A 19,982-nucleotide genomic window follows, 5' to 3' on the forward strand; every position below is an offset into this window, starting at 1 on the left:
GACGGCGCCAGGAACGAGAGGAAAGCGAACGTGGAAATCCGTCCGGTCGGTACCGACGCCGCAGCTCTGGCGAGTTACGAGCGATTGTTCCGCGCCTGTTTCCCCGGCGCCTCGCACCTCAACGCCGCTTACCTGCAATGGCTGTATGCGCGCAATCCCGCCGGCGCGGTGATCGGCTGCGACGCCTGGGAGGGCGAGCGGCTGGCGGCGCACTACGTGTGCGTGCCGGCGCAGGCGGTGGTCGGCGGGCGGGCGATGCGGGTGATGCTGTCGCTGAACACCGCGACCCATCCGGACTTCCAGGGCAAGGGCCTGTTCACCCGCCTGGCCGATGCGACCTACCAGCTCGGCGCGCAGGCCGGCGTCGGCGCGGTGTACGGCGTGGCCAACGCCAACTCGACGCCGGGCTTCCTGCGCAAACTCGGTTTCACCCTGGTGCGTCCGCTCGACGCGCGCGTCGGCTTCGGCCGGATCGAGCGCGCGGCGCCGGCCGCCGAGGCCGACGGCTTCCGCCGCGACTGGTCGCAGGCGGCGCTGCAGTGGCGCATCGCCAATCCGCAGCGCGGCTATCGGCTGGTGCGCGCGGGCGCGGGCGCGATCGGCGCGGAAGCCGCGACCGGCAAGCCCGGCCTGCGGGCCTGGGACGAACTCGCGCTGCCGGCCGGCATGCAGGCGCCGGCGCAGGCGCCGGCCTGGGCGATGCGCCTGCACCTGGGCCTGCGCCCCGGCGGCGAGCGCCCGCAGGGCCTGTGGTTCGAGATTCCGCAGCGGCTGCGCCCGAGCCCGCTGAACATGATCTTCCGTCCGCTGGCCGAGGGCGTGGCGGTGCCCGCCGCGGACTCGGTGCGCCTGGGACAACTGGATTTCGATGCGTTCTGACGCTGCCGCGCAAGCGCCGCTGTTGGCGCTGTTCGTACACCCCGACGACGAGTTCGCCGCGTTCCCCTGGCTGCGCCGCGCGCTGGCCGCGGGCCGCCCGGTCGATGCGGTGTGGCTGACCGACGGCGGCTGGGGCGGGCAGGACATGGCCCGCCGCCGCGGCGAAAGCGTGGCGGTGCTGTCGGCGCTGGGGATGGACCCGGCGCGCATGCATTTCTGCGGCGAGGAATGGGGCATCGCCGACGGCGGGCTGCACCTGCGCCTGGACGAGGCGGTGCCGCTCGCGCTGGCGCGGTTTGCCGGCGTGCGCGGCGGCGAGGTGTTGATGCCGGCCTGGGAAGGCGGCCACCACGATCACGACGCCGGGCACCTGGTCGGCATCGCCGTGGCGCAGGCGCGCGGCGCGCGCATGTGGCAGTTCTCGCTGTACCACGGCGAAGGCCTGCGCGGCCCGTGGTTCAAGGTGCTTTCGCCGCTGCCGGGCAACGGCCCCGGCGAGGTCCTGCCGACCGCGCTGGGCGAACGCCTGCGCTACGCCGCGGCCTGCCTGGCGTACCGCTCGCAGTGGAAGAGTTTCGTCGGCCTGTTGCCGTTCTATCTGTGGCGCATGCTCGGCGCCGATGCGTTCCGGCGCCAGCCGGTCGATCCGCGCCGCACCGCGCAGCGGCCGCACGCAGGGCCGATGCTGTACGAGCGCCGCGGCGGCCCGAGCTGGGCCGAGTTCGCCGCGGCGACCGCCGCGCACCGGCAGGCCTGAGGCCCGCCGGCGCGGTCGGGACGGGCGGCCGTCGCGGACGCCCGTTCCCCGGCGCTTATCCCAGCGCGGTTTCCAGTTCCGGCAGCAGCTTGAACAGGTCGCCGACCAGGCCGATGTCGGCGATCTCGAAGATCGGCGCCTCGCCGTCCTTGTTGATCGCGACGATGGTGCCGGCGTCCTTGATCCCGGTCAGGTGCTGGATCGCGCCGCTGATGCCGACGGCGACGTACAGCTCCGGGGCGATGATCTTGCCGGTCTGGCCGACCTGCAGTTCGTTCGGCACGTAGCCGGCGTCGACCGCGGCGCGCGAGGCGCCGACCGCCGCGCCGAGCTTGTCGGCGAAGTCGTAGATGATCTTGAAGTTCTCCTGCGAGCCGACGCCGCGGCCGCCGGAGACCACGCGGCGGGCCGATTGCAGGTCCGGGCGGTCGGACTTGCCGGCGGCCAGGCCGACATAGCGGGTGTGGCCGGGCAGGGCGGCGTCGGCCGAGGCGGACTCCACCGCGGCGCTGCCGCCCTTGGCCGCTTCCGGCCACGAGGCGGTGCGCACGGTCGCGACCACGGCGTGGTCGGCCGGGGCCTCGACGGTGACGATGGCGTTGCCGGCGTAGATCGGGCGCTTGAAGGTATGGCTGCCTTCCACCGCCATCACGTCCGACACCTGGGCCACGCCGAGCAGCGCGGCCACGCACGGCATCAGGTCCTTGCCGAAGGTGGTCGAGGGGCCGAACACGTGGCTGTAGCCCTGGGCCAGCGCGGCGACCTGCGGCGCCTGCACCTGGGCGATGGCGTTGGCGTTGGCGGCGTTGGCCACGGCCAGCACCTTGTTCACGCCGGCGATCTGCGCGGCCTCGCTTGCGACGCCGGCCGGATCGGCGGCGAGCACGACGATGTCGATGGCGTCGGGCTTGAGCGCCTGCGCGGCCGACACGCACTTGGCGGTCGACGCGTTGAGCTTGCCTTCGAGATGTTCGGCGACGATCAAAACCTTGCTCATCACAGCAACCCCTTCTGCTTCAGTGCGGCGACCAGTTCGGCCGCGTCCTTGACCATCACGCCCTTGCTGCGCTTCGGCGGCGGCGCGTAGTGGGTGGTCTTGAGCGTGTCGCCGGCATCGACGCCGAGGTCGGCGAACGCGATGGTCTCCAGCGGCTTGCTCTTGGCCTTCATGATGTCCGGCAGCTTGATGAAGCGCGGCTCGTTGAGGCGCAGGTCGGTGGTGACCACCGCCGGCAGGTCCACTTCCAGGGTCTCAAGGCCGGCGTCGACCTCGCGCGTCACCGTGGCCTTGCCGTCGGCGACTTCGAGCTTGGAGGCGAAGGTCGCCTGCGGGCGGCCCCACAGCGTGGCCAGCATCTGGCCGGTCTGGTTGGCGTCGTCGTCGATGGCCTGCTTGCCGAGGATGACGATGTCCGGCTGTTCCTTCTCGATCAGCTTGAGCAGGGTGCGCGCGGCGGTCAGCGGCTGGATCGGCTGGTCGCTGACCACGTGGATGGCGCGGTTGGCGCCCATCGCCAGGCCGTTGCGCAGGTGCGCCTGGGCGTCGGCGGGGGCGATGGTGGCGACCACGACTTCGGTCGCGATGCCCTTGTCGCGCAGGCGCAGGGCTTCTTCGAGGGCGATTTCGTCGAACGGATTGGCCGACAGCTTGACGCCGTCGGTGATCACGCCGGAACCGTCCGGCTTGACCTGGATGCGGACGTTGTAGTCCACCACGCGCTTGTAGCCGACGAGGATCTTCATCGTGCGGGATTTCCTTGTGGGGGGTGTCCGGCCGGGAGCGGCCGACAGCCCTCGATTCTAGCGGAGACGGCCAGCCGACGCAGGTCGGCCGGTCCGGCGCCGGCCGGGTCCGGGCCGGCCCCGACGGCGCGCGGGCGGCCTGCGCGCCGTCGGGGCGCGACGGCGGGCACGGGCGGAGCGGGCGCCGGTCGCAGCCCGCGGCGGGCGCGGCCCCGGCGGACGGGCGGCGCGCGCGGCGGCGGCCGGCGCTGCTATGGTGGCGCGCGGCGCCCAGCGAGGACGGGCGAGGGCACGCAGAGCCTGCAGGCGGACCGACCCGGCACAGTCCGCCGCCCGCGGCGTCCTGAACGCATCCGGTCCGCACCCGCGCCCGTATTGCGTTGCATACCCGACAGGCACGCCCGCAACGGGCACGGCTAAGGAGAAGGCTGGCGATGAAGTACCTCAAGGCGTTGGCGGCGACGGTCGCGTTCGTGCTCGTACTGCTGGCGGTCTACGCCGCGCACGTGCGCTACGGCAAGGTCGACGTGGTGCTCTACAGCGCGGTCCTGGATGCGGCGCTGGCCGCGGCGATCGTCGGCGGCGGGCTGTTCGCGCTGAAGGCGTTCGCCGAGTTCAGCCGCTTCGAGAAAGTGCAGATGCTGTGCCTGTGGATGCTTGGCGGCTACGCCTTCGCGATCTCGGTGCCGACCGTGATCGACCGTTCGCTGTCGTTCTACCTGCTGGAGAAGATCCACCAGCGCGGCGGCGGCATCCACGTCGACCGCCTGCACCACGTGGTCACCCAGGAATACATGGTCGAGCACCGCCTGATCGACGTGCGCCTTACCGAGCAGCTGCAGTCGGGCACGATCGAAGTGGTCGAGGACTGCGTGCGCCTGACCGAGCGCGGCCGCGGCCTAGTCGGCTTCAGCCGGTTCTTCCGCGGCAACCTGCTGCCGCGCCAGCGGTTGCTGCTGGGCGAGTATTCCGACGACCTCACCGACCCGTTCCGCAACAGCGTGGCCGAAGTCAGCTACCGCTGCGGCTGAGCGTCCGCCGCCGCGTCGCCGGGGCGGGACCGGCCGTCGATCCGGCCGCGGCCGGGCGCGCTCAGCCGCCGATCCGGTACTGCGCCGCCGAGCCCTCGACGATCAGGATCTGCGCGCCGCTCCAGCGCTCGCCCGGCGCCAGCCGCACCGGCTGCAGCACTTGCGCGGCCTCCACGCAGACGAAGCGGCGATGGCCGCCGGGCGCCAGGTCGGCCATGCCCGCGGCGAGCGCTTCGCCGGGATTCCACACCACGGTGTCGGCGAAGCCCTCGGCTTCGCAACGCAGCATCTGCTCGCCGTCGGTGATGCGCACCGGGCGCTGGGTGTCGGCGTAGATGCGGTCGACCTCGCCGTCGAAGCGCACCGGCGCGTCGCTGGGCGGGCAGGCCGCGCCGGCCTGGGCGCTGTCGACGTAGGCCCGGTCTTCCAGGCCGTGGACCAGGGTCGCGGCGATGTCGCTCACCGCCAAATACGTGTGCAGCGCGGCGCTGAATTCCAACGCGTTGCGGTCGGTGTTGCGCACGTTCAGGGCGATGCGCAGGCGGTCCGCGCCGGACTCGATGTCCAGGCCGGCCTCGAAGCGGTGCGGCCAGTGGCGGCGGGTTTCCTCGCGGTCGGCCAGCCGGAACGACAGCCGCCCGGCCTGCGGGTCGGCCGGTTCGGCCTCCCAGGTCAGGGTGCGGGCGAAGCCGTGGCGCGGGCCGTCGCCGCGTTCGGCGAACTGCGGAAAGATCACCGGCACGCCGCCGCGGATCGCCTTGCCGGCGCCGAAGCCGGCGTTCGGGCTCAGGTAAAGGCGCTCCTGGCCGCGGCAATGCCAGGACAGCAGGTGGGCGCCGAAGGCGCTGGCTTCGACCCGGGCGTCGCCGGGGCCGTTCAGGATCAAGGGGGAAGGCAGGGAGGGCGCGTTCATCGTTCCATCCATGGGGAGGCGAAAATCGCCAGCATGGCGGCGCGGGCCGCGCCAAGCTGGCACGCCGGTCATAGTAACGGGCGCTCGACAGGTGCGGTTTAGCGGTCGTGAAGCCAGGGCGAACAGGGCTTCGGCTATCCTTGGCGCCCCTTTCCGTTCCGAAATCTGGAGCCAGGATGCTTCACCCCGTCGTATTGAGCGGAGGCAGCGGCTCGCGCCTGTGGCCGCTGTCGCGCCAGAATCAGCCCAAGCAATTCCTGTCGCTGATCGGCGACCACTCGCTGTTCCAGGAAACCCTGCTGCGCGCCAACGCGCTGCCGGACACCGGCGCCCCGGTCACCGTCTGCGCCGAAGACCACCGCTTCATGGTCGGCGAACAGTTGCAGGGCATCGGCGTGGCCAACGGCGCCATCGTGCTGGAACCCAGCGCGCGCAACACCGCTCCGGCGATCGCCCTGGCCGCGCTGCACCTGGTGGCCGAAGACCCCGCGGCGACCATGCTGGTGCTGCCGGCCGACCACCTGATCGAAGACGTCGACGCCTTCCGCGACGCAGTCGCGCGCGCCGCCGTGCTGGCCGAGCAGGACTGGCTGGTCACCTTCGGCATCACCCCCGATTACCCGGAAACCGGCTACGGCTACATCGCCCGCGGCGACGCGCTCGGCGCGGGCGGGTTCAAGGTCGACCGCTTCGTCGAGAAGCCCGACCAGGCCACCGCCGAGGGCTATCTCGCCGCCGGCACCTATGCCTGGAACTCGGGCATGTTCCTGTTCAAGGCCCAGCGTTATCTGGATGAGTTGGAGACGCTGGCGCCGGCGATCCTCGCCGCTGCGCGCGCCGCCTACGCCCGGGCCAGCCGCGACCTCGACTTCATCCGCGTCGGCAAGGACGAATTCGCCGCCAGCCCGAACGATTCCATCGACTACGCGGTGATGGAAAAGACCGCGCGCGCCGCGGTGGTGCCGGTCAGCTGCGGCTGGAGCGACATCGGCTCGTGGTCGTCGCTGTGGGCGGTGGCCGAGCGCGACGCCGACGGCAACCGCTACGAGGGCGACGTGATCTCGGTCGACACCCGCGACAGCCTGGTGCGCGCGTCCGACCGGCGCATGATCGCGACCATCGGCGTGGAAGACCTGGTCATCGTCGACACCCCCGACGCGACCCTGGTCGCGCGCAAGGACCGGGTGCAGGACGTCAAGACCATCGTCGACAAGCTCAAGCAGGCCGGGCGCCAGGAGCACCTGTTCCACCGCAAGGTCTACCGGCCGTGGGGCAACTACGACTCCATCGACATGGGCGAGCGCTTCCAGGTCAAGCGCATCGAGGTCAAGCCCGGCGGCGTGCTGAGCCTGCAGAAGCACCACAAGCGCGCCGAGCACTGGATCGTGGTGTCGGGCGTGGCCGAGGTCACCTGCGACGACAAGGTGTTCGAACTGCGCGAGAACGAAAGCACCTACATCCCGCTGGGCAGCGTGCACCGCCTGCGCAACCGCGGCACCGAGCCGGTCGAACTGATCGAAGTGCAGTCCGGCAGCTACCTGGGCGAGGACGACATCGTCCGGCTCGAGGACGTGTACGGGCGCTCGTAAGCCTGCGCGGTGGCGAAAGCGTCGAACGAAGACCGGCTCAGGCCGGTCTTCGTTTTTCTACGACGCGCGAGGGATTTTTTACCCGCGGCGACGGATGTCGCGATGGCATCGCGGCCGCGTCGCAGGCGATGTGTCGCGGTCGCGGCTCGCGCCGCTCCTACAGGTGGATCGCGCAGATCGTCGTGTTGGCTGGGTTCCGACTGTAGGAGCGGCGCAAGCCGCGACCGCGACACCGCAACGGCGATGAACCGTGAACGCAGCGTCTACGCGCCGGCCGACGTCGCCAACAACTCCTCCAGCACCTGCGCGAAGCGTTCCGCGCTGCCCGGCGCATGGGCGAAGAACAGCGACGGCTCGCACAGCTCCAGTTCCAGCAGTTGCGGCCGCCCCTGCGCGTCGCGGATCAGGTCGACCCGCGCGTAGGCCAGCGGCTCTTCCAGGTCCAGCCGCGCGCTGGCGGCGTTGAGCGCGTGCAGGGCGACGGTGCGCTCGTCCTCGCTGGCCTCGCGCGCGGCGATGCGCTCCACCGCGCGCAGGTTCAGCGCGTCCTCGCGCTGCAGCATCGCGCCCTTGCGGATGGCGTGGCTGAAGCTGCCGTTGAAGTGGATCAACGCGGTCTCGCCGTCGCGGTCGACCGCGCTCAGGTAGGGCTGCAGCATCGCGTCGCGGCCCTCGTCGAGCAGCCGCGCCAGGTGGTTGGCGGCGGCGAATTCCTGCGCGCGCGCATAGCGCTGGGTGTCGCGCGAACCGGCGCTGACCGTGGGCTTGACCACGAACTCCTCGGCGTCGGGGTGCGCGGCCAGGAATTCCTGCAAGGCCGGCAGCGGGTCGGTGTCGGCGCCGACGAAGGCGGTCGCCACCACCGGCACGCCGCGCGCGGCGAGGTCGCCGAGGTAGCGCTTGTCGCTGTTCCAGCGCAGCACCGGCCAGGGGTTGAGCAGGCGGCTGGCGGCGTCGACGCGTTCGCACCAGGCCAGGAATTCGCCATAGCGCGCGCTGTAGTCCCAGGGCGAGCGCAGCAATACGGCATCGTATCGGGCCCAGGCCACGCTCGGGTCGTCCCAGGCGCGGATCTCGGCGCACAGGCCGCGGGCGAGGCAGGCGGCGAGCAGCGGCGACAGGTCGTCGTCCTGCCCGGCGCTGGCGATGGCGGTGACCAGGGCGAGTCGGCTCATGCCGCAAGTCTAGCCTTCGCCTGCAATCCAGGCACAGCCGTTGCACTGTGCGGGCATTGCCCGAAAGTCCGCTGCTGCCGCGCGCGGCCGCGCGCTAAACTGGGCGCATCCCTCACAGGAGCTGTCCCATGGCCGACGCGGTCGCCGCCAAGAGCAAGTTGTATCCCAACGCCCACGACGCGCTGCAGGGCGTGGTTGCCGACGACCAGACCCTCGCGGTCGGCGGTTTCGGCCTGTGCGGCATTCCCGAGGCGCTGATCGCCGCATTGCGCGACAGCGGCGCCAAGGGCCTGACCGCGATCTCCAACAACGCCGGCGTCGACGGTTTCGGCCTGGGCCTGCTGTTGGAAACGCGCCAGATCAAGAAGATGATTTCCTCCTACGTCGGCGAGAACAAGGAATTCGAACGCCAGTTCCTGTCCGGCGAACTGGAGCTGGAGTTCAACCCGCAGGGCACCCTGGCCGAGCGCCTGCGCGCCGGCGGCGCCGGCATCCCGGCGTTCTTCACCCGCACCGGCTACGGCACGGTGGTGGCGCAAGGCAAAGAGACGCGCGAGTTCGACGGCCACCATTACGTCATGGAAACCGCGCTCAAGGCCGACGTGTCGCTGGTCAAGGCGTGGAAGGCCGACAAGTCCGGCAACCTGGTGTTCCGCAAGACCGCGCGCAACTTCAATCCGGCCTGCGCGATGGCCGGCAAGGTCTGCATCGTCGAGGTCGAGGAACTGGTCGAGATCGGCCAGATCGATCCGGACCAGGTGCACCTGCCGGGCATCTACGTCGACCGCATCGTGGTCAACGCCACGCCCGAGAAGCGCATCGAGCAGCGCACCGTGCGCGCCTGACGCCGCGCCCATTTTCTGAGGAATTCGAAATGCCCTGGAACCGCGACCAAATGGCCCAGCGCGCCGCGCAGGAACTCACCGACGGCGCCTACGTCAATCTCGGCATCGGCCTGCCGACCCTGGTGGCCAACTTCATTCCCGACGGCATGGACGTGTGGCTGCAGTCCGAGAACGGCCTGCTCGGCATCGGCCCGTTCCCGAGCGAGGACGAAGTCGACGCCGACCTGATCAACGCCGGCAAGCAGACCGTCACCGCGCGCGCCGGCGCCAGCTACTTCGGCAGCCACGACAGCTTCGCGATGATCCGCGGCGGCCACATCGACCTGGCCATCCTCGGCGCCATGCAGGTCACCCACCAGGGCGACCTCGCCAACTGGATGGTGCCCGGCAAGATGGTCAAGGGCATGGGCGGCGCGATGGACCTGGTGGCCGGCGTCAAGCGCGTGGTGGTGCTGATGGAGCACACCGCCAAGAACGGCGAGCACAAGATCCTGCCCGAGTGCACCCTGCCGCTGACCGGCCTGGGCGTGGTGAACCGCATCATCACCGAACTGGCGGTGATGGACGTGACCGCCGACGGGCTGGTGCTGGTGGAGACCGCGCCGGGCGTCAGCGAAGACGAACTGCGCGAGAAGACCGGCGTGCCGCTGCGCAAGGCCTGACGGGCCGCGCCGACGGGCCGATGCAGAAGCCGCCGCAAGGCGGCTTCTGCGTTTGCGGCGCCTGCCGCGGCCGCCCGCGGGCCGGCCGGCGGGGCCGCGCCTGAGGCCGCGGAGCGATGCCTGAACCGGGAAATCGCCGCCCTGAACAGCGGCCGATCGGCGGCGTTGCCGGCGCGGCCTGCGAAAACTGTGCACGGCGGTGGTTTGCTGCGGGTAAATGACAGGGGCTCAAAGCGTTCAGCCCGTTGCAGTCGCTCGTTCATCCATGCAGGATGCCCAGCGCAGTTCAACTCGAAATCGGTCGGTTCGTCATGCGTCGTACGTTCTTGGTGGGGGCCGTGGCCTTGATAGGGGTCGCGGGATGGTGGGGGTGGGGTGCGACGTCGCAACGCAGCGCGCAGGCCGGCTCGCCGGCGGCGCCGCAGCCGGTGGCGCCCGCGGGCTTCGCCAGCGCCGGCGCAAGCGCAAGCCTGGCGCGCGACGGCTTCCGCGCCGTGCCGTCGGCGTTGCCGCAACGCGCCGTCGCCGGCTTCGCCGCCGCGCCCGATCGCGGCGATCTGGTCGATTACTCCGCAAAGCCGCAGGTCCTGCGCGACGGCGCCTACACCTGGCATCGCGCCGGGCTCAGCGAGCGCCACGCGCTCGCCGCCATCGCCAGCGGCCGTCTGCGGGTGACCACGCCGTCGGGCCAGACCCTGTCGTTCCGCTACCAGCGCCACGTCGAGCACGACAGCGGCGACTGGACCTGGGTCGGCCAGGTCGAGGACGGCGATGCCGGCAAGCAAGCGATCGTCACCTTCGGCGCGCACGCGGTGTTCGGCGTGATCGACCAGCCCGGCAAGCCGTCGCTGAAGCTGACCATGCGCGACGGCGCCTCGTGGCTGGTGGAGACCGACCCGGTGAGGATGGCGCTGACCGGCCAGGAAGCCACGGTGCAGGCCGACGACTTCAAGATCCCGCATGCGGCCGAGCAGGCCTACAGCGGGCCGGTGGCCGCGGCCGCCGCGGTCTCGGCCAACGCCGCCGGCGGCGCGGTCGCCACCATCGACGTGCTGATCGGCTACAGCAACGGTTTCGCCAACGGCCTGGGCGGCGCCTCGCAGGCGGTGACCCGGGTGAGCAACCTGGTCGACGTCACTAACGAGGCCTACCGCAACAGCCAGGTCGGCGCGCGCCTGCGCCTGGTCGGCACCTTGCAGGTCAACTACACCGACAGCGGCGACAACGGCGACACCCTCGACGCGCTCAGCGGCGTCAACGGCGCCGCGGTCGACCCGGCCTTCAACGCCCTGCGCGCCGCGCGCGAGGAATACGGCGCCGATTTGGTCTCGTTCGTGCGCAAGTACGACCGCGCGACCCACAACGGCTGCGGCGTGGCCTGGATCATCGGCGGCGGCCAGCAGGCCTATACCGCGCGCTCGGCCAACTCGGGCTACTCGGTGGTCAGCGACGGCCGCGAAGTCCAGGGCGGCACGACCTACTTCTGCCGCGAGGAAACCTTCGCCCACGAACTGGGCCACAACCTCGGCGCGCAGCACGACCGCGCGACCGCCTCGTCGAGCGGTTCGCTCAAGTACGGCGCGTTCGCCTATTCCTTCGGCTACAAGACCAGCGCGGCCGAAGGCAATTTCTACGACATCATGGCCTACGGCGATTCCGGCCAGACCGCCTACCGCGTGTTCTCCAATCCGCGCGTGAACCTGTGCGGCAGCCGCGCCTGCGGCGTCGAGGACCAGGCCGACGTGGCCCGCACCTTCGACCAGACCGCGCCGATCGCGGCGACGTTCCGCGCGACCAAGGTCGGCTCCGGCGCGCGCAACGACTTCGACGGCGACGGCAAGTCGGACGTGTACTGGCGCAACAGCGCGACCGGCTCCAACGACGTCTGGTTCATGAGCGGCGCCTGGCTGGCGCGCGCGGCCACCGTGCACGTCGAGCCCGACCAGGCCTGGCAGGTGATCGCCACCGGCGACTTCAACGGCGACGGCCGCTACGACGCGTTCTGGCGCAACTCCGCCACCGGCCAGACCTTCGTCCACTTGATGGACGCCGGCCGGGTGGTGTCCTCGGGCTACTCGACCCTGGTCGCCGACGGCAACTGGAAGGTCGTGGCGACCGGCGATTTCAACGGCGACAAGCGCACCGACCTGTACTGGCGCAACAGCGCGACCGGCGCCAACGACGTGTGGCTGATGAACGGCCTGGGGCCGAGCAGCGTCGCCACCGTGCACGTCGAGCCGGACCAGAACTGGCAGGTGGCCGGCGCCGGCGACTTCAACGGCGACGGCATGGCCGACATCTTCTGGCGCAACGCCGCCAACGGCCAGAACTACGTGCACCTGATGGCCGGCACCCGCATCATCGCCGGCTCCGGCGCCGCGCCGCTGGTGGCCGACCGCAACTACCGGGTCGCCGCGATCGGCGACTTCAACGGCGACGGGCGCAGCGACATCTACTGGCGCAGCAGCGCCAGCGGCGAGTGCTACGTGTGGACGATGAGCGGGATCGCGCCCAGCGTGGTCAACCTGGCCCACAACGAGCCCGACCAGAACTGGCAGATCGCCAACAGCGGCGACTACGACGGCGACGGCCGCGACGACATCTTCTGGCGCAACCGCAGCACCGGCCAGAACTACGTGCACCTGCTCGACGGGCCGACGGTGAAGTCCGGCGGCGGCGTGTACACGGTCGGCGACATGAACTGGAAGATCGTCAGCCGCTGACCGCGGCGACGACGGCGATCCGGCCCGGATCGCCGGCAGGCCGGACGCGCCGATGTGGGCGCCCGGCGTCTGACGCGAAACGCGAGCGCGCCGGCCGGCGCGTTTCGCCGCCCGGCTGCGCGCGCCCGCTCCTCGGGCCGCAGCGCGCAAGGGCGACCGGCAAAAACGCGCGAGGCGCGGCAACCCGGTTGCCGCGCCTCTTCGCGTTCGGGCGTAGCGCGCCATCGGCGCGCGCACGCTACATGTTCTGGTAGTTCGGCCCCGACCCGCCCTCGGGCGTGACCCAGGTGATGATCTCGTACGGGTCCTTGATGTCGCAGGTCTTGCAGTGCACGCAGTTGGCGGCGTTGATCTGCAGGCGCTTGGCGCCTTCCTCTTCGACGATCTCGTACACGCCGGCCGGGCAGAAGCGCGTGCACGGATTGCCGTACTCGCTCGCGCACTGGGTGATGCAGACGTTGGTGTCGGCGACCTTGAGGTGCACCGGCTGGTCTTCGTCGTGCTCGGTCGCGGCGAAGTACACGCCGGCCAGGCGGTCGCGCGGGGCCAGGGTGCGGTCGGCGTAGTCGCGCTTGGGCTGTTCGGCCTGGCCCAGCTTGTCCAGCGAGGACCAGTCGGCCTTGTTCTTCAGCGTCCACGGCGAGGCGCCGGCGGTGACCGTTTCCCAGGCCGCGTTGAGCATGCCGAACCAGAAGCCCTTCTTGAAGCCGGGCTTGATGTTGCGCACTTTCTTGAGCTCGGCCATCGCCTCGGACGCGCGCAGCTTGGCGTCGAAGCCGGCGCTGTCGAGCTGCGGCTGCGCGGCCAGGTGTTCGGCGGCGAGCATGCCCGAGCGGATCGCCTGGTGGGTGCCCTTGATCTTGGGCACGTTGAGCAGGCCGGCGGTGTCGCCGATCAGCAGCGCGCCGGGCATCTCGAGCTTGGGCAGCGACTGCCAGCCGCCGGTGACGATGGCGCGCGCGCCGGACGAGACCAGGCTGCCGCCGTCCAGCAGCGGCTTGATCAGCGGATGATTCTTCCACTGCTGGAACGCTTCCCACGGCTTGTAGTCCGGGTCGCTGTAATCCAGGCCGCTGACGTAGCCCAGCGCGATGCGGCCCTTGTCCAGGTGATACAGGAAGCTGCCGCCGTAGGTGCGGCTGTCGGCCGGCCAGCCGACGCTGTGCACGATCTTGCCCGGGGTGGTGCGGTCCTCGGGGACCTGCCACAGTTCCTTGATGCCGATCGAATAGCCCTGCGGGTCGCTGTCGGCGTCGAGCCCGAAGCGCTTGACCAGGCGCTTGGTCAGGTGGCCGCGCGCGCCTTCGGCGAACACGGTGATCTTGGCGCGGATGTCGATGCCGGCGGTGAAGCCGGGCTTGTGGGTCCCGTCCTTGGCGATGCCCATGTCGCCGATGCGCACGCCGGCGACGCGGCCGTCGGCGTCGTGCAGGGTTTCGGCGGCGGCGAAGCCGGGGTAGATCTCAACGCCGAGGGCTTCGGCCTGCGGCGCCATCCACGCGCACATCGCGCCGAGGCTGACGATGAAGTTGCCGTGGTTGTTCATGTCCGGCGGCACGATCGGCGACTTGTAGCCGCCGGTCTTGGTCATGAACCAGAACTCGTCCAGCCCGGCCGGCACGCAGATCGGCGGCGGGTTGTCGCGCCAGCCCGGCAGCAGCGCGTCCAGCGGCGCCGGCTCGATCACCGCGCCGGACAGGATGTGCGCGCCGATGGTGCTCGATTTTTCGATCACGCAGACCGACAGCTCCGGATTGAGCTGCTTGAGCCGGATCGCGAACGCCAGCCCGGACGGACCGGCGCCGACGGTGACGACGTCGTATTCCATGACGTCGCGTTCGATCTCGATGGCTGGCGTGTCGGACGGGACCGTATCGATCGGCTGTTCGCTCATGCTGGCGGTACTCTTGCGTGCAATCCGTCCATTGTCGCGGGTTTGCCCGGCAGGCGCCATTTCCGCCGGCGCGATTCGCCGGCCGGGTCGAAGCCGGGACTGCGCCGGCACGCACGTTCGCGATGCGTTTGAAACGCCTTCCAGCCGGATCGGTGCGGCCGGGTATGGAGGCCCGCCGTCGCGCGGGCCGGCACGGTCGGGCGCAAGAACCGGATCGCGGCCGCCGCGGCGCGCGTGCTAGCGTGCCGGCCGATGCCGCCAACCCGCCTGCCGCTGCAAGACGCCGACCTGGCCTACGACCCGCACTGGCTCGATGCCGACGCGGCCGATGCGCTGTACGCGGCGGTGCTGGCGCAGGTCGCCTGGGAAGTGCACCGCATCCGCCTGTTCGGGCGCGAGCACGATTCGCCGCGGCTGAGCAGCTGGATCGGCGATCCCGACGCGCGCTATCGCTATTCCGGCGCCGACTTCCGCCCGCAGCCGTGGCCGCCGGCGCTGCGGCCAGTGCGCGAGCGCTTGGCGCGCGAACTCGGCGCGGCGTTCAACAGCGTGCTGGCCAACCGCTATCGCGATGGGCGCGACGCGATGGGCTGGCACAGCGACGACGAACCCGAACTCGGCCCGGCGCCGGTCATCGCTTCGCTGAGCCTGGGCGCGCGGCGCCGCTTCGCGCTCAAGCACCGGCGCGATCCATCGTTGAAGGCGGCGCTGGAACTGGGCCACGGCAGCCTGCTGGTGATGGCCGGGCCGACCCAGGCGAACTACCGGCACGCCTTGCCGCGCACGGCGCGGCTGGTCGGGGAGCGGATCAATCTGACGTTCCGGGTGATTGCGCCGCGGCGGTAGTCGGGGCGGCGATCAGAGCGGAGGGCAGCGGGCCTGAAGAGGCGATCAGCGCGGCACGAACGATGCGACGCCGCAAACGCCAACGGCCGCGCTCGCGCGCGGCCGTTGGCGTAGTAGCGTGGCGCGCCGGAGCGGCGCCCGGTTCGCGCCCGATCAGCGCTTGTGGCTCTTCTCGTGCGCATCGCCCGACACCAGCGCCCAGCCGGCGATCTCGCCGGTGCCCGCGGCCAGCGAGCGCTCGAACGCGGCGACCACGTCGCGCACTTCGGTCGTCGCCGCCGGCGTGGACTGCAGGAAGGTGCGCGAGGCGACCACTTTCTGGTCGACGTTGTGGAACAGCTTGGCGTTGATCTCGATGACCGCCGACGGCACCGCGTTGCCGGCGTAGTCGGATTCGAACCGGCGCAGGTCCAGCACCAGCTTGTAGTCGGCGCCGATGCCGCTGCCCTGGCGCGCGACCGCGGCGATCTTGCCCGAGTCCTCCAGCGTGCGCAGCAGCGCGTCCTCGATCATGTTGCTGGGTAGCTTGGCCCAGGCCGCGCCCTTGTAGACCTGGACCTCGTCGCCGCTGGGACGCACCGCGATGCGCAGGCTGTCGATCATGCGCGCCGCGCTGGGCACGCTTACCGACAGCTGCCAGTTGGCCTGCGGCCAGGACGGATCGGCCGGCACGCGCGGGTCCGGCGCGTACTGCACGGTCGGGGTCTTGGGCTTTTCGTCGAGGATGGAGCAGCCCGACAGCGCCAGCGCGGCGGCGAGGCCGGCGCCGAACAGGCGCAGCGGCGCGGCGGGGAAGGGGCGGGTCGCGCGGGTCGTCGTCATGGTCGTGGCGTTCGCGTGGCGGCGGTCGGGGCGGCGGTTCGCGGATTTCATCGAGCGGCCTTCTCGGGCTCGAATTCCTTGGCGGCGTCGCGGCCGAGCAGGTAGCGGGTCGGGTTGCTGTCGAGGCGGTCGCTGATCCGGCGCAGGTCGCGCACCAGCGCGCGTAGTTCGGCCAGGGTCGGGCCGAGCTGGGCCAGGCCGTCGTTGGCGAAGCTGCTGATCGCGGCGCGGTTGTCGTTGAGGATGCCGTTGGCGCCGGAGGCGGCCGAATCGAGCTTGGTCAGGGTGCTGTCGAGCTTGTCGATGACGCCCGGCAGCTTCTGCGCCAGTTCGCGGTCGACGCTCTCGACCGCGCGGTTGGTGGTGGCCAGGGTCTGGCTGAGCTGCTCGCTGGACTTCTTGGCGTTGGCGATCAGCTCGCGCAGGTCGCCGCGCTGGTCGGCGATCGAGCCGGTCAGCGATTCGATGTTGGCCAGGGTCTTGGACACGTGCTGGACGTTGTCGTCGCTGAGCACCTGGTCCAGGCGCGCGACCAGGCGGTTGGCGGTGTCGGCGATGTTCTGCAGCGCCGAGGCCTCGGTCTGGATGATCGGCACGTCGCCGTTGCCCGACTCGGCCAGGCGCGGGCTGTTGGGGCTGCCGCCGGTGAGCTGGATGATCGGAGTGCCGGTGATGCCGGTCAGCGACAGCTTGGCGCGGGTGTCGGTCTTGACCGGCGCGTCGGCCTGCAGGCGCAGCTTGGCGATGACCCGGCGCGGATCGTCCGGCGCCAGGCTCAGCTGCTGCACCGTGCCCACGCCGATGCCGTTGTATTGCACGGTGCTGCCTTCCGACAGGCCGGTGACCGGCTCGTTGAAGATCACCGCGTATTCGCGCCAGCTCTTCTCCGAGGAGTACTTGGCCGCCCACAAGGCGAACAGCAGCAGGAACAGCGTCACCACGATGGTGAACGCACCGATCAGCACGTAGTTGGCCTTGGTTTCCATCAGGCACCTTCGAACGGCAGAGCCACGGCCGGCATCATGCCAGCTGGGGGTAGGTGAACAGGGTGAAATGCACGAGGTTGAGGCCGAAGTGGGCGAGCACCGCGGCGGCCAGGCCGCCCTTGCGGTAGGCCCAGCCGTAGGCCAGGCCGGCCAGCGTCGCCAGCGCGACCCAGCGCGCGCCGCCGCCGGCGTGGACCAATCCGAACGCCAGCGCCGAGACCGCGATCGCCGCGTGCGCGCCCCAGCGCTGCGCCTGCCAGCGCCGCTGCAGGCTGTCCTGCAGGTAGCCGCGGAACATGGCTTCCTCCGTCAGCGCCACCAGCAGCAGATTGTTGAGCGCCCACAGCGCGCCGAACCACGGCCACTTCGGCGCCCAGGCGACCGCGCCCAGCGCGAGTCCCAGGCCCAGGCACAGCGCCGCGGCGATCGCCGCGCCGGCCAGGCCCGCGCCGAGCGAGGCCGCCGCCGGCCGCGGGCCGTCGCCGTACAGGCGCAGCAGCGGCCAGCACAGCAGCAACCAGAACCCGGCCAGCGGCTTGTCGAAATTGAAGTACAGCGCCATCGGCGCCGAATCGGCGCTGAGCCTGACGTCGGCGATCGCGCGCGGATTGTCGAAGCCCGGCAGCAGGTGCAGGCCGAGCGCGAACGCGGTCAGCACGAACACGACGTGGCCGCCGATGCGCGCCGCGCGCGGCCGCTGCGGCCGCACCAGCCATGCGGCCAGGACCAGCAGCGCCAGCGCGGCCAGCGCCGGCGGCGCGAGCAGGCCGCGCGCGAACGCGGCGGCCAGCGCCAGCGCCAGCAGCGCCAGCGAAGCGCTGCGCGCCTTGCGCCACCACAGCGTCGCCGCGGCCGCGCACAACAGGCCCCAGATCGCCACGTCCCACAGCGGCAGGCCCCATGGCCCGCCGGCATCGGACAGCGCGGCGTTCATCGCGCCGGTGCATCCTTGCCTGCGTCCTGGGCCGCGTCCTGGGCCGCGTCCTGGGCCGCGTCCTGGCCGTCGTGGTCGTGGCGGCCGCGTTGGCGCCCGCCGTCGCCGTGCGCGTTCTTGTCGCGCGCCACCTGCGCCGCGCGCGCGCGCGGGCCGTGGAAGTATTCCTGCACCCAGGGATGGTCGAGCCGTTCGACCTCTTCGATCGGCGCGCAGGCGATGACCTTCTTGTCGGCCAGCACCGCGATGCGGTCGCAGATGGCGTAGAGCGTGTCCAGGTCGTGGGTGATCAGGAACACGGTCAGGCCCAGCGCCTGCTGCAGGGTGCGGATCAACCGGTCGAACGCGGCCGCGCCGATCGGGTCGAGGCCGGCGGTGGGTTCGTCGAGGAACAGCAGCGGCGGGTCCAGCGCCAGCGCGCGGGCCAGGCCGGCGCGCTTGCGCATGCCGCCGGACAGCTGCGAGGGCAGCTTGTCGATCGCGTCGGCCGGCAGGCCCGAGAGCTTGACCTTGAGCAGCGCCAGTTCGTAGCGCAGCGAGTCGGGCAGTTCGCTGTGGTACTCCTTCAGCGGCACCTGCACGTTCTCGCCCACGGTCAGCGAGGAGAACAGCGCGCCGTCCTGGAACAGCACGCCGGTGTTGCGTTCGATCTCGCGGCGCAGCTGCGGATCCGGGCTGCGCGCGTCGATGCCGAGCACCTGGATCTGGCCGGCGTTGGGCCGGCGCAGGCCGAGGATCGAGCGCATCATCACCGACTTGCCGGTGCCCGAACCGCCGACCACGCCGATGATCTCGCCGCGGCGCACGTCCAGGTCCAGCCCGTCGTGCACGACCTGGTCGCCGAAGTGGTTGACCAGGCCGCGGATGCGGATGACGACGTCGTCGCCGCCATTGCCGGCATCGGCGTCGTCGCCGGGGATCGGGGATTGGGGGTCAGTCAAGGCGGCTTCTCCGCGGCGCGCGCGCGTCCGCGCGCCTGCGCTTCGCAGGTTCCGAATCGCGCATCGCCCATCGCGGCCTCACCAGCCCATCTCCATGAACCAGATCGCGAAGAACGCGTCCAGCACGATCACCAGCGAGATCGACTGGACCACGCTGGAGGTGGTGCGCTCGCCGACCGACTGCGCGGTGCCCTTGACCTGCAGGCCTTCCAGGCAGCCGATCAGGCTGATCAGCAGGGCGAAGATCGGCGCCTTCGACATGCCGACCAGGAAGTGGCGCAGCTGCATGGTGTCGTGCATGCGCGCCAGGTACTGCTGCGGCGGGATGTCCAGGCCGTAGGCGCCGACGGTGAGGCCGCCGAGCAGGCCGGCGACCATGGCGATGAAGGTCAGCAGCGGCAGCATCACCAGCAGCGCCAGCACCCGCGGGATCACCAGCAGGTCGACCGGGTCCATGCCCAGGGTGCGGATCGCGTCGACTTCCTCGCGGCTGACCATCGCGCCGATCTGCGCGGTGAACGCGCTGGCGGTGCGGCCGGCCAGCACGATCGCGGTCAGCAGCACGCCGAACTCGCGCAGGAAGGCGATGCTGACCAGCTCGACCACGAAGATGGTCGCGCCGAAGTCCTTGAGGATGGTCGAGCCCAGGAACGCCACCACCGCGCCGACCAGGTAGCACAGCAGCGCGATCAGCGGCACCGCGTCGAGGCCGACCTGCTCCATGTGGTGGACGGTGGCGGTGGGGCGGAAGCGGCTGGGGTTCTTGAACAGCCGCAGCATCTTCACCAGCGTTTCGCCGAAGAAGGCGACCAGCGCCAGCACTTCCTTCCAGTTGTCGGTGACCGCGTAGCCCAGCCGCCCGAGCGCGGCCTGGAAGCCGTACTCGCGCTTCTTCTTCGGGCGCTCGTCGGCGACGTCCTCGATCGCGCTGACCAGGGCGCGGTGGGTCTCGTGGAAGCGGAACACCGCGTCGAAATCGAGCTCGTGCCGGCGCGCGAAGCGCATCAGCTGCAGCACGCCGACCGAATCCAGGCGCTCGACCCCGGTGGCGTCGACCTCGTCGACCTCGTGCGGCGCGTGCTTGAGCGCAGCGCCGACGGCCAACGCGTGCTCCAGCGTCCAGCAGCCGGAAAGGCGCAAGCGCGAGGGCTCGCTGCCCTCGGCGGTGAGTTCCGGCGCTTGCGTGGTCGGTACGGTCATAGGGCCTCGGGCGGGAGGATACAGGCTAGGCACGACAAGGTG

The 19,982-nt window shown here is 71.0% G+C and carries 18 protein-coding genes; 8 read left to right on the top strand and 10 right to left on the bottom strand.

Annotation, left to right across the window (positions count from 1 at the left end; all coding sequences use genetic code 11):
- Positions 1-30 precede the first annotated feature (30 nt).
- Positions 31-879 carry a GNAT family N-acetyltransferase gene (locus BLV01_RS08810; protein WP_091797573.1) on the top strand — a complete coding sequence of 283 codons (849 nt, stop codon included), beginning with the start codon at positions 31-33 and terminating at the stop codon, positions 877-879.
- Positions 869-1,636 carry a PIG-L deacetylase family protein gene (locus tag BLV01_RS08815; RefSeq protein WP_091797575.1) on the top strand — a complete coding sequence of 256 codons (768 nt, stop codon included), beginning with the start codon at positions 869-871 and terminating at the stop codon, positions 1,634-1,636. Before BLV01_RS08810 ends, BLV01_RS08815 begins: the two co-directional genes overlap by 11 nt.
- A gap of 55 nt (positions 1,637-1,691) precedes the next feature.
- Here BLV01_RS08815 and BLV01_RS08820 read toward each other — a convergent pair whose 3' ends face one another.
- Both BLV01_RS08820 and BLV01_RS08825 read right to left on the bottom strand, forming a co-directional pair.
- Positions 1,692-2,633, bottom strand: coding sequence for an electron transfer flavoprotein subunit alpha/FixB family protein (locus BLV01_RS08820; RefSeq protein WP_091797577.1), 942 nt, complete (start codon positions 2,631-2,633; stop codon positions 1,692-1,694).
- On the bottom strand, positions 2,633-3,379 hold the full coding sequence (locus BLV01_RS08825; RefSeq protein WP_091797581.1) for an electron transfer flavoprotein subunit beta/FixA family protein: 747 nt from the start codon (positions 3,377-3,379) through the stop codon (positions 2,633-2,635). Before BLV01_RS08825 ends, BLV01_RS08820 begins: the two co-directional genes overlap by 1 nt.
- 434 nt (positions 3,380-3,813) lie before the next feature.
- On the opposite strand from BLV01_RS08825, the gene BLV01_RS08830 reads away from it, so the two are divergent.
- On the top strand, positions 3,814-4,410 hold the full coding sequence (locus BLV01_RS08830; RefSeq protein WP_091797584.1) for a hypothetical protein: 597 nt from the start codon (positions 3,814-3,816) through the stop codon (positions 4,408-4,410).
- Between the two features lie 61 nt (positions 4,411-4,471).
- Here BLV01_RS08830 and BLV01_RS08835 read toward each other — a convergent pair whose 3' ends face one another.
- Positions 4,472-5,323 (bottom strand): D-hexose-6-phosphate mutarotase, encoded by an 852-nt coding sequence (locus tag BLV01_RS08835; RefSeq protein WP_175485833.1) that lies wholly within the window; start codon positions 5,321-5,323, stop codon positions 4,472-4,474.
- Between the two features lie 176 nt (positions 5,324-5,499).
- Here BLV01_RS08835 and BLV01_RS08840 point away from each other — a divergent pair, with 176 nt between their 5' ends.
- Positions 5,500-6,912 (top strand): mannose-1-phosphate guanylyltransferase/mannose-6-phosphate isomerase, encoded by a 1,413-nt coding sequence (locus BLV01_RS08840; RefSeq protein ID WP_091797590.1) that lies wholly within the window; start codon positions 5,500-5,502, stop codon positions 6,910-6,912.
- 263 nt (positions 6,913-7,175) lie between these two features.
- Here the strand turns inward: BLV01_RS08840 and BLV01_RS08845 are convergent, their stop codons facing one another.
- A complete protein-coding gene (locus BLV01_RS08845) occupies positions 7,176-8,087 on the bottom strand; it encodes an ATP-grasp domain-containing protein (RefSeq protein ID WP_091797593.1) in 912 nt (303 codons plus the stop codon).
- A 128-nt stretch (positions 8,088-8,215) separates the two neighbouring features.
- Here BLV01_RS08845 and BLV01_RS08850 point away from each other — a divergent pair, with 128 nt between their 5' ends.
- The 3 genes from BLV01_RS08850 to BLV01_RS08860 all read left to right on the top strand — a co-directional run bounded on the left by BLV01_RS08850 (position 8,216) and on the right by BLV01_RS08860 (position 12,317).
- The gene (locus tag BLV01_RS08850) at positions 8,216-8,932 is read left to right on the top strand and encodes a CoA transferase subunit A (protein WP_091797597.1); all 717 of its coding nucleotides are present in this window, start codon (positions 8,216-8,218) and stop codon (positions 8,930-8,932) included.
- A 29-nt stretch (positions 8,933-8,961) separates the two neighbouring features.
- Positions 8,962-9,594 carry a CoA transferase subunit B gene (locus BLV01_RS08855; RefSeq protein WP_091797600.1) on the top strand — a complete coding sequence of 211 codons (633 nt, stop codon included), beginning with the start codon at positions 8,962-8,964 and terminating at the stop codon, positions 9,592-9,594.
- Between the two features lie 338 nt (positions 9,595-9,932).
- Complete coding sequence (locus BLV01_RS08860) at positions 9,933-12,317, top strand: reprolysin-like metallopeptidase (protein ID WP_175485834.1); 2,385 nt, start codon at positions 9,933-9,935, stop codon at positions 12,315-12,317.
- Between the two features lie 238 nt (positions 12,318-12,555).
- Here the strand turns inward: BLV01_RS08860 and BLV01_RS08865 are convergent, their stop codons facing one another.
- Positions 12,556-14,211: an electron transfer flavoprotein-ubiquinone oxidoreductase gene (locus BLV01_RS08865; RefSeq protein WP_091797606.1), complete on the bottom strand. Its 1,656-nt coding sequence runs from the start codon at positions 14,209-14,211 to the stop codon at positions 12,556-12,558.
- A 252-nt stretch (positions 14,212-14,463) separates the two neighbouring features.
- Here BLV01_RS08865 and BLV01_RS08870 point away from each other — a divergent pair, with 252 nt between their 5' ends.
- Complete coding sequence (locus tag BLV01_RS08870; protein ID WP_091797610.1) at positions 14,464-15,057, top strand: alpha-ketoglutarate-dependent dioxygenase AlkB family protein; 594 nt, start codon at positions 14,464-14,466, stop codon at positions 15,055-15,057.
- Between the two features lie 153 nt (positions 15,058-15,210).
- On the opposite strand, the gene BLV01_RS08875 is transcribed toward BLV01_RS08870, so the two are convergent.
- The 5 genes from BLV01_RS08875 to BLV01_RS08895 all read right to left on the bottom strand — a co-directional run bounded on the left by BLV01_RS08875 (position 15,211) and on the right by BLV01_RS08895 (position 19,940).
- On the bottom strand, positions 15,211-15,930 hold the full coding sequence (locus BLV01_RS08875; RefSeq protein WP_254782564.1) for an ABC-type transport auxiliary lipoprotein family protein: 720 nt from the start codon (positions 15,928-15,930) through the stop codon (positions 15,211-15,213).
- Positions 15,927-16,865, bottom strand: coding sequence for an MlaD family protein (locus tag BLV01_RS08880; RefSeq protein ID WP_091797613.1), 939 nt, complete (start codon positions 16,863-16,865; stop codon positions 15,927-15,929). Before BLV01_RS08880 ends, BLV01_RS08875 begins: the two co-directional genes overlap by 4 nt.
- Before the next feature lie 34 nt (positions 16,866-16,899).
- Positions 16,900-17,799: a CPBP family intramembrane glutamic endopeptidase gene (locus tag BLV01_RS08885; protein WP_091797615.1), complete on the bottom strand. Its 900-nt coding sequence runs from the start codon at positions 17,797-17,799 to the stop codon at positions 16,900-16,902.
- On the bottom strand, positions 17,796-18,740 hold the full coding sequence (locus BLV01_RS08890) for an ABC transporter ATP-binding protein (RefSeq protein WP_091797618.1): 945 nt from the start codon (positions 18,738-18,740) through the stop codon (positions 17,796-17,798). The genes BLV01_RS08885 and BLV01_RS08890 overlap by 4 nt, the downstream gene beginning before the upstream one ends.
- 78 nt (positions 18,741-18,818) lie before the next feature.
- Entirely contained in the window at positions 18,819-19,940 is a 1,122-nt protein-coding gene (locus tag BLV01_RS08895) for an ABC transporter permease (protein WP_091797621.1), read from the bottom strand.
- Between the last annotated feature and the right edge of the window lie 42 nt (positions 19,941-19,982).

It is taken from the genome of Lysobacter sp. yr284, from assembly GCF_900107375.1.
Classification (GTDB): Bacteria; Pseudomonadota; Gammaproteobacteria; order Xanthomonadales; family Xanthomonadaceae; genus Lysobacter.

Coding starts and splice junctions, on each gene's coding strand:
- BLV01_RS08815 (WP_091797575.1), top strand. CDS start 869: ATGCGTTCTGACGCTGCCGCGCAAGCGCCGCTGTTGGCGCTGTTCGTA.
- BLV01_RS08820 (WP_091797577.1), bottom strand. CDS start 2,633: ATGAGCAAGGTTTTGATCGTCGCCGAACATCTCGAAGGCAAGCTCAAC.
- BLV01_RS08825 (WP_091797581.1), bottom strand. CDS start 3,379: ATGAAGATCCTCGTCGGCTACAAGCGCGTGGTGGACTACAACGTCCGC.
- BLV01_RS08830 (WP_091797584.1), top strand. CDS start 3,814: ATGAAGTACCTCAAGGCGTTGGCGGCGACGGTCGCGTTCGTGCTCGTA.
- BLV01_RS08835 (WP_175485833.1), bottom strand. CDS start 5,323: ATGAACGCGCCCTCCCTGCCTTCCCCCTTGATCCTGAACGGCCCCGGC.
- BLV01_RS08840 (WP_091797590.1), top strand. CDS start 5,500: ATGCTTCACCCCGTCGTATTGAGCGGAGGCAGCGGCTCGCGCCTGTGG.
- BLV01_RS08845 (WP_091797593.1), bottom strand. CDS start 8,087: ATGAGCCGACTCGCCCTGGTCACCGCCATCGCCAGCGCCGGGCAGGAC.
- BLV01_RS08850 (WP_091797597.1), top strand. CDS start 8,216: ATGGCCGACGCGGTCGCCGCCAAGAGCAAGTTGTATCCCAACGCCCAC.
- BLV01_RS08855 (WP_091797600.1), top strand. CDS start 8,962: ATGCCCTGGAACCGCGACCAAATGGCCCAGCGCGCCGCGCAGGAACTC.
- BLV01_RS08865 (WP_091797606.1), bottom strand. CDS start 14,211: ATGAGCGAACAGCCGATCGATACGGTCCCGTCCGACACGCCAGCCATC.
- BLV01_RS08870 (WP_091797610.1), top strand. CDS start 14,464: ATGCCGCCAACCCGCCTGCCGCTGCAAGACGCCGACCTGGCCTACGAC.
- BLV01_RS08875 (WP_254782564.1), bottom strand. CDS start 15,930: ATGAAATCCGCGAACCGCCGCCCCGACCGCCGCCACGCGAACGCCACG.
- BLV01_RS08880 (WP_091797613.1), bottom strand. CDS start 16,865: ATGGAAACCAAGGCCAACTACGTGCTGATCGGTGCGTTCACCATCGTG.
- BLV01_RS08885 (WP_091797615.1), bottom strand. CDS start 17,799: ATGAACGCCGCGCTGTCCGATGCCGGCGGGCCATGGGGCCTGCCGCTG.
- BLV01_RS08895 (WP_091797621.1), bottom strand. CDS start 19,940: ATGACCGTACCGACCACGCAAGCGCCGGAACTCACCGCCGAGGGCAGC.